The organism is Bariatricus sp. HCP28S3_F11 (assembly GCF_052065395.1).
Lineage (GTDB): Bacteria > Bacillota > Clostridia > Lachnospirales > Lachnospiraceae > Allocoprococcus.
In genome coordinates, this window is record NZ_JBQHUC010000015.1 from 61,720 (window position 1) to 70,045 (window position 8,326).

Genomic DNA, 8,326 nt, shown 5'->3' on the forward strand with positions numbered 1-8,326 from the left:
GAGGAGAACATGCCATGAACATTTTATTTGTTTCACTGGGCTGCGATAAGAATCTGGTGGATACGGAAGTGATGCTGGGACTTCTGGCAAAGAAGGGGCATCAGATGATCGATGATGAGACGCAGGCGGATATTGTGATCGTTAATACCTGCTGTTTTATCCACGATGCCAAGGAAGAGAGTATTCAGACTATTCTGGAAATGGCTCAGCTTAAAGAGACGGCTGTCCTTAAGAAACTGATCGTGACAGGCTGTCTGGCACAACGTTATAAAGAGGAGATCCTGGAGGAAATCCCGGAAGTGGATGCGGTGCTCGGAACCACATCCTACGATGAGATCGCGGAAGTGATCGACGGACAGTTCAGTGACAGCCCGATGGAACGGGCGGATGCCAGAATGATCATGAAGGATGTGGATTATCTTCCCGAGACGCAAAAGGGAAGGCTGGTTACGACCGGCGGACATTTTGCCTATCTGAAGATCGCGGAAGGGTGCGATAAGCATTGCACGTACTGTATCATTCCGAAGATCCGCGGAAATTTCCGCAGTGTACCGATGGAGGAACTGATCGATGAGGCAAAAGAGCTTGCCGATCAGGGGGTTAAAGAACTGATTCTGGTAGCCCAGGAGACCACCCTTTACGGCAAAGACATTTACGGAGAGAAGTCGCTCCCGCGTCTTTTGAAAGCGCTCTGTAAGATTCAGGGACTTCGGTGGATTCGCATTCTCTACTGTTATCCGGAGGAAATCACGGATGAGCTGATCCAGGTAATCAAGGAAGAACCCAAGATCTGCCATTATCTGGATCTTCCGATCCAGCATGCAAGCGATGCAATCCTGAAGCGGATGGGAAGAAAAACATCGAAGGAACAGCTCATTTCCATTATCGGAAAACTTCGGGAAGAGATTCCGGACATCACTCTTCGGACAACGTTGATCACGGGATTCCCGGGAGAGACGGACGAACAGCATGAAGAGCTGATGGATTTTGTGGATCAGATGGAATTCGAACGCCTGGGTGTCTTTACTTACTCACCGGAGGAGGATACGCCGGCAGCCGAGATGCCGGATCAGATTTCAGAAGAAATCAAGCAGGATCGTCAGGCTGAACTGATGGAGCTTCAGCAGGACATCGTGTTCGATCGGAATGAAGATCTGATCGGAGAAGAAATGCTCGTCATGATCGAGGGAAAGGTAGCCGATGAGAACGCGTATGTGGGAAGAACCTACCGCGATGCGCCGAACGTGGACGGACTGATCTTTGTAAATACAGATGAGGAACTGGTTTCCGGGGATTTCGCGAAAGTGAAAGTGACCGGGGCTATGGATTATGATTTGATAGGAGAATTATTATGAATTTACCAAATAAACTGACTGTACTTCGTGTGGTTATGATTCCGTTTTTTGTGGCATTTTTGCTGTTTGACATCACAGGTGCGGCAGATAAATGGATCGCACTTGCCATTTTCTGTGCGGCCAGCCTGACAGATATGCTGGATGGAAAGATCGCGAGAAAATACAATCTGGTGACGAATTTCGGAAAGTTTATGGATCCGCTTGCAGATAAGCTTCTGGTGTGTACCGCGATGATCTGTCTGGTTTCCATGGACAAGTTGAACGTGATCGTCGTTCTGGTTATTATTGCAAGAGAATTTATCATCAGCGGGTTCCGGCTGGTGGCTTCCGACAACGGAATCGTCATTGCGGCGAGTTACTGGGGCAAATTTAAAACGGTGTCCCAGATGGCGATGGTCATCGTGTTGATTATGGATCTGGGAGGCGTGTTCGAAATGATCGGCAATGTGCTTGTCTGGGTGGCACTGATTCTGACCGTTGTATCACTGGTGGATTATATAGCGAAGAACAAGCAGGTATTGACACAGGGAGGCATGTAACATGGTTGTGGAACTGATTTCCGTAGGAACTGAAATTTTACTTGGAAATATTGTAAATACGAATGCGGCTTACCTAGCAGAGAAATGCGCTCTGCTAGGTTGTTCTTTATATCATCAGACGGTGGTGGGCGATAATGAGGAGCGTATGGAGGACGCGATACGTCAGGCACTTGACCGCTCGGATATCGTGATCCTGACAGGGGGACTTGGACCTACGAAGGATGATTTGACGAAAGAAGTGACTGCACGTGTATTCGGAAGAGAACTGTATCTGGATGAGCATTCTAAAGAGCGGATCGAAGCGTATTTCGGTCGGATAGGGAGCAGCCGGATTACGGAGAACAACTGGAAACAGGCGTTGGTTCCGGAAGGTGCGATCGTGATCGATAACCATAACGGCACCGCTCCTGGACTGATCATTGAAGATCCGGAAAAGGGAAAGACAGCGATTCTGATTCCGGGACCACCGAATGAGATGAAACCCATGTTCGAACAGGACATTGCTCCGTACCTGAATAAACTGCAGCCGGAAGGAATTTATTCTCATATGGTGAAAATATGTGGTATCGGAGAGAGCCGGGCCGAAACGATGGTGGCGGATCTCATGGACGCACAGACGAATCCGACGCTGGCACCTTATGCAAAGACGGGAGAAGTTCATTTCCGGGTGACTGCGAAGGCGAAATCCGAGGAAGAGGCAGAAGAGCTCATGAAGCCGATGATCGAGGAAATGTATCGACGCTTCGGCGATGCGGTGTATACGATCAATGAGCAGGAGACACTGGAAGAGAATCTTGTGGCACTTTTGAAAGAAAAGGGCATGACACTTTCGACCGCAGAATCCTGTACCGGGGGCAAGCTGGCCGGACGGCTTCTGAATGCGGCCGGAGCTTCTGAGGTGTTCAATGAAGGGTATATTACTTATGCAAATGCATCCAAGGAAAAGATTCTGGGTGTGAAGCATGAGACACTGGAAGAATTCGGCGCGGTAAGTGCACAGACAGCCGAAGAAATGGCGCGAGGTGCGGCAAAGGCAGCAGAGGCTGATGCTGCTCTGAGTGTGACCGGAATCGCGGGACCGGGCGGCGGGACCAAGGAAAAGCCGGTCGGACTGGTCTATATCGGATGTGCGGTGAACGGACGCGTGACGACCCGGGAATGTCATTTCACCGGAAACCGGGAGAAAAATCGGGATTATGCGGTTGTGCGGGCGCTTACACTTTTGAGGGAGGAATTGCTGGCGGCAGGACAGCAGCAGAAATAACATAAAGAGGTAAAGCGTATGATAATTAAAAGACTGGAAAATGAGGAAATACTGGAAGGACTGCATCTGGTATGGGATGTGTTTGCTGCTGATATTGCACCGACGTATTCGAGGGAAGGTGTAGAAGAATTTCAGAAATTTATTAAATATGAGAATTTTATGCCGAAGGTGCAGAGCGGACAACTGATTGTGTTCGGAGCAATGGAAGGACAGGAGCTCTGCGGAGTCGGTGCTGTGCAGACTGACGGGCACATTGCGCTTCTGTTTGTCGGGAAGAACTGGCAGAGACGGGGAATCGGAAGGCTGCTCTTTGTTGCCCTGCAGCAGTTCTGTATTGTGGCATTTGGAATAACGAAGATGACGGTTCATGCGGCGCCTCAGGCCGAAGGCTTTTACAGGCGGCTTGGATTCCATGAAGTGGCTCCGGAGCAGGTGAAAAACCAAGTCCGTTACGTTCCGATGGAAAGAGCGATGAGTGCGGAAGAAATCCGGCTTCAGAAAAAAGCAAAACGCAGAGGAAAATTCCTGATGCTGGCTATCCTGGCTCTTGTGGTACTTCTGGGAATAGGTGTCGGAACGACAGCGTATAGAGTATTTACGATGGTTCAGGATGGAATTATGGATGGCGGAGGAATGAAAAATCCATTCCTAAGCGATGGGGGGCAAACGGATCAAACGGAGAAAGAGACGAAAAAAGAGACCGGGGAAGGAATTGATGGAATCGAATGTTACCAGGCGGAGAACCTGCCCTACACGATTACGGAGGAGTCTTATTCTTATGAATCCTCGAAAAGTGAGGGAAGCATCACATCCCAGTTCGATGTGAAGTATCCGCAGATCCAGGGGCTGGAAGGAGAACAGATTGCGAAGGTCAATGAGGAACTGAAAAACTGTGCGATGAGTACGGTCAATGCGCTGTATCTTAAGGCCAGCGATGATATGAAAGCGGCGGTGATGAAAGAAGACTCTCCGATCCTCGCAAGTAAGGTGACTTATCGTGTGACATACGCGGGAGAAGATTTTATCAGCGTAGTCTTCTCGGATGATTATTATGCAGGAAACAAAAATGCAAGATATCAGGATCTAAGAACGAGAAACATCCGCCTGTCAGACGGAAAAATCTATGAAACGAGTGAAATCATCAATGTAGATACGGAATTTATAAAAGAATGGAAGAAACGGATGAAAGAAGAAGCACCGAATTCGATCGTAGTAGATGCGCTGAAGACGTCACAGTATCGGAAAATCCTGAGCGGAGAGATCCTTGATAACCGTTATTATGACAATTTCTTCGTGAACAAGGACGGTATTGAAATCGGTATGACCTATCATTATCGGGATGATGAACAGCAGAAGGAAGAGCGTGGCTGGATCACCGCACCATTTACAATGGAGGAGATAAAAGCCTACAAAACAGACAGTGATTTTTGGAATCTTTGTACAAACTAATGATTGACGAATGTCGAAAATTATGCGAAAATAAAGACATATATGGGGTGTTAAAAATATGTCAAACACACTATAGGAAGAAATCATTTACATTTGAAAGGAGTTTTAACATGATTTATTCACATGAAGTAGAAATGATGTGTCCGGTAGCTCAGGGTGCAAATCACGGACCGGCTCCGATTCCGGAAGAAGCGAAATGGGTTAAAGCAAAAGAAGTAAAGGATATTTCTGGTCTGACACACGGAATTGGCTGGTGTGCACCGCAGCAGGGAGCATGCAAACTGACTTTGAATGTTAAAGATGGTATTATCCAGGAAGCACTGGTTGAGACGATCGGATGTTCAGGAATGACTCATTCCGCAGCTATGGCATCTGAAATTCTTCCGGGCAAGACAATTCTGGAAGCACTGAATACAGACCTTGTATGTGATGCTATCAATACAGCAATGAGAGAGTTATTCTTACAGATCGTTTACGGAAGAACTCAGAGTGCATTCTCTGAAGACGGACTTCCGATCGGCGCAGGTCTGGAAGACCTTGGTAAAGGACTTCGTTCTCAGGTTGGTACAATGTATGGAACACTTGCAAAAGGTCCTCGTTATCTTGAAATGGCAGAAGGATATGTTACAGGTATCGCACTGGACGAGCATGATGAGATCATCGGTTACAAATTCGTAAGCCTTGGCAAATTCACAGATTTCATCAAAGGCGGAGACGAACCAAACGTAGCATGGGAGAAAGCTCAGGGACAGTATGGTCGTGTAGCTGACGCTGTTAAGATCATCGACCCACGTAAAGCTTAATCATTAGTGTCGCCTTAAGAATTGGTGCCGCTTGTACATATCAGGTAACTTAAAATAAATCAGGAGGACAAGTAAATGGCTTTATTTGAATCATATGAAAGAAGAATTGATAAAATCAATGAAGTATTAAACAGCTATGGCATTGCTTCTTTGGAAGAAGCAGAAAAGATTACAAAGGATGCCGGACTTGATGTTTATAATCAGGTTAAGGCTATTCAGCCGATCTGTTTTGAAAATGCATGCTGGGCATATATCACAGGTGCAGCAATCGCAATTAAGAAAAATGTTGACACAGCAGCAGAAGCTGCAGCAGCAATCGGTGAAGGCCTTCAGGCTTTCTGCATCCCGGGTTCTGTAGCAGACCAGAGAAAAGTAGGTCTTGGACACGGTAACCTTGGAAAGATGCTTCTGGAAGAAGATACAGACTGCTTCGCATTCCTTGCTGGTCATGAATCATTCGCAGCAGCTGAAGGCGCAATCGGTATCGCTGAAAAAGCAAACAAAGTTCGTAAAAAACCGCTTCGTGTTATCCTGAACGGTCTCGGAAAAGACGCTGCAAAGATCATTTCCAGAATTAACGGATTCACATACGTTCAGACAGAATACGATTATTATACAGGAGAACTGAAAGAAGTTCAGAGAATCGCTTACTCTGACGGACTTCGTTCTAAAGTAAACTGCTACGGAGCAAACGATGTACGTGAAGGTGTTGCAATCATGCACAAAGAAGGCGTAGACGTTTCTATCACAGGTAACTCTACAAACCCGACACGTTTCCAGCATCCGGTTGCAGGTACATACAAGAAAGAATGTATCGAACAGGGCAAGAAATATTTCTCAGTTGCTTCAGGCGGCGGTACAGGACGTACCCTTCACCCGGACAACATGGCAGCAGGACCGGCTTCCTATGGTATGACGGATACACTCGGACGTATGCACTCTGACGCACAGTTCGCAGGATCTTCTTCCGTACCGGCTCATGTAGAAATGATGGGACTTATCGGTGCGGGAAATAACCCGATGGTTGGTATGACGGTAGCAGTTGCAGTTTCTATCGAAGAAGCTAAGAAGGCTGGGCGTTTTTAAGCGGTTTTAGCACAATTTCATAAAATATAATATTAGACACGTCATAAGAACAAAAAGCTCTGTGACGTGTCTATTTTTTTTCACCTTAAAATATAGGCTCACGTCATATGACGTGTTCAATCTGTAGAATGGAGGTGAATATCATGAAAAAACAGACGGTAGAGTTTGCAGTAGTGACTAAAAATGGTGTCGTTACTCAGATAGGGCGTTCAGTAATTTATCAGCCTGAGATTAAATTTAAAGGCGGTACTGTAAAATGGGTAGATGATTCTAAGCATATGAAGAAGCATCAATAGGAGGGTTATGTGTATAACATGATAGAAACGGTCAGAATATACAGTTCTAATTCTGGCTACTAACATATTTATTGATGTTGGCGCGTCAATAGATAGAAGTAATAAATAGAACATACATAACAAATCTGAGGATACAGAATGATTTGAATCCTGTAATTAACTGATTCTCCCATATACTTTTTTCACAGGCTGATATAATATTGCAATTGCAATAACCATAAATACAGCATTGATGACAGTTGCTGGAATTGAGATTACAGAGCCTGCAATTGCAGCTGCGAGTCCATTTCCCAGGATCATCATCTTTACAGTACCCATGACCAGCTCGATCAGAACATTCATACATCCGTAGATGACTGCACTGATAATTGCACCTGTGTATTCTTTTTTCTTATCGCCGTTCGCTTTTTTCTTAAGAGAAGCAAATATCACTCCGATGATCAGACATTTGACAACTGTTTCGATAAATACCTGAGGAACATCCTGCATATATCCATTTAGGATATCAAAGATGATAAGTCCAAGCGTTCCCGATACAGCGCCTTTTTTACCGTTCTGCAGAAGAACACCCATCACTACGAAAACATGACCAAAATGTACAAAGGGTGTGCCTATCGCTGCCGGCAGCGGAATTCGAAATGCTTGTATTCCAAGGAATGTAATTGCAGCGAAAAATGCTGTGATAACTAATTCCTTTACTTTATTCGTAACCATTCTATATACCTCCCGGTTGATTTCCTTTATAAAATAATGAAAAATATTATACATGGAAAGTATATAAATAAGAATAGCCAATTTTATGTAATTTTTACAGTCCAGTTTTGGATGACTGGGGGCGTGTACATAGTCACCCGCTCAGGTTATTTCTGTCCGACTGAGATTGGTCATTTCTCTTTCAAAATACAATGATTTCTCCTTACATTACTACTTGACAAGCATATAATTAATGCTATAATAATTTAATTGTAAATAATTTAAAAACGAAATAAAAACCGATTCATAAAAAAGTGAAATGGAGGAAATTGAAATGGCACTGACTGATGATGAAAAGATGTGGGACACAATTGAAGAACATGGGGCACCATGTAAAGTAAACTTATTCTGCGATTCAAAAAAGACTTATACTGGTCCGGGTGAAGAATATGTTGATTTGTGGAGTATACAGGACAAGAAGATTCCGGTTGACTTGGAAGAAATCCGACGCGGTAAGGGAAATGTTCTCTGGGGAAGATTAAAAGATGGATTTGGATGGATCGATCTAAGAAATGTTCAGTTGGCTGAATAGATCTTCTTGATGTGAAAAAATAGGAAAATGAAATGTATCGGAGGAACTGAGGGATGATACTGGAAAAATTGGCAGGACCTCTTATTGGGGCAGTCATCGGATATTGTACAAACTATATTGCGGTAAAAATGCTGTTTTACCCTAAACTCCCATGCCCGCACACTTGGCACCACCATAAATGAAACTGTGTAAGCCGGAAGGTATTGAGTTTGTTTATGCCGTTCTGTATACTTATAGTAACGGCAAAGA

At 44.9% G+C, this 8,326-nt stretch carries 9 protein-coding genes; 8 read left to right on the forward strand and 1 reads right to left on the reverse strand.

Annotated features, from left to right (window positions below; translation table 11 throughout):
• The first annotated feature begins 14 nt into the window (after positions 1 to 14).
• The 7 genes from rimO to ACTNBR_RS08895 all read left to right on the forward strand — a co-directional run bounded on the left by rimO (position 15) and on the right by ACTNBR_RS08895 (position 6,792).
• On the forward strand, positions 15 to 1,355 hold the full coding sequence (gene rimO / locus ACTNBR_RS08865) for a 30S ribosomal protein S12 methylthiotransferase RimO (RefSeq protein ID WP_441017751.1): 1,341 nt from the start codon (positions 15 to 17) through the stop codon (positions 1,353 to 1,355).
• Positions 1,352 to 1,894: a CDP-diacylglycerol--glycerol-3-phosphate 3-phosphatidyltransferase gene (gene pgsA, locus ACTNBR_RS08870; RefSeq protein WP_427807179.1), complete on the forward strand. Its 543-nt coding sequence runs from the start codon at positions 1,352 to 1,354 to the stop codon at positions 1,892 to 1,894. The genes rimO and pgsA overlap by 4 nt, the downstream gene beginning before the upstream one ends.
• Position 1,895: 1 nt before the next feature.
• Positions 1,896 to 3,158: a competence/damage-inducible protein A gene (locus ACTNBR_RS08875; RefSeq protein ID WP_427807180.1), complete on the forward strand. Its 1,263-nt coding sequence runs from the start codon at positions 1,896 to 1,898 to the stop codon at positions 3,156 to 3,158.
• 18 nt (positions 3,159 to 3,176) lie between these two features.
• Positions 3,177 to 4,607, forward strand: coding sequence for a GNAT family N-acetyltransferase (locus ACTNBR_RS08880; protein WP_441017749.1), 1,431 nt, complete (start codon positions 3,177 to 3,179; stop codon positions 4,605 to 4,607).
• Between the two features lie 110 nt (positions 4,608 to 4,717).
• Positions 4,718 to 5,410, forward strand: a complete 693-nt coding sequence (locus ACTNBR_RS08885) for an iron-sulfur cluster assembly scaffold protein (RefSeq protein ID WP_427807182.1) — start codon at positions 4,718 to 4,720, stop codon at positions 5,408 to 5,410.
• Positions 5,411 to 5,485: 75 nt separating this feature from the next.
• Positions 5,486 to 6,496 (forward strand): GGGtGRT protein, encoded by a 1,011-nt coding sequence (locus tag ACTNBR_RS08890; protein WP_427807183.1) that lies wholly within the window; start codon positions 5,486 to 5,488, stop codon positions 6,494 to 6,496.
• Between the two features lie 143 nt (positions 6,497 to 6,639).
• Complete coding sequence (locus ACTNBR_RS08895; RefSeq protein ID WP_441017747.1) at positions 6,640 to 6,792, forward strand: hypothetical protein; 153 nt, start codon at positions 6,640 to 6,642, stop codon at positions 6,790 to 6,792.
• Positions 6,793 to 6,948: 156 nt separating this feature from the next.
• Here ACTNBR_RS08895 and ACTNBR_RS08900 read toward each other — a convergent pair whose 3' ends face one another.
• Entirely contained in the window at positions 6,949 to 7,506 is a 558-nt protein-coding gene (locus ACTNBR_RS08900) for an ECF transporter S component (protein WP_441017745.1), read from the reverse strand.
• A gap of 313 nt (positions 7,507 to 7,819) precedes the next feature.
• Here ACTNBR_RS08900 and ACTNBR_RS08905 point away from each other — a divergent pair, with 313 nt between their 5' ends.
• Positions 7,820 to 8,077 carry a hypothetical protein gene (locus tag ACTNBR_RS08905; RefSeq protein ID WP_441017743.1) on the forward strand — a complete coding sequence of 86 codons (258 nt, stop codon included), beginning with the start codon at positions 7,820 to 7,822 and terminating at the stop codon, positions 8,075 to 8,077.
• The last annotated feature ends 249 nt before the right edge of the window (positions 8,078 to 8,326 follow it).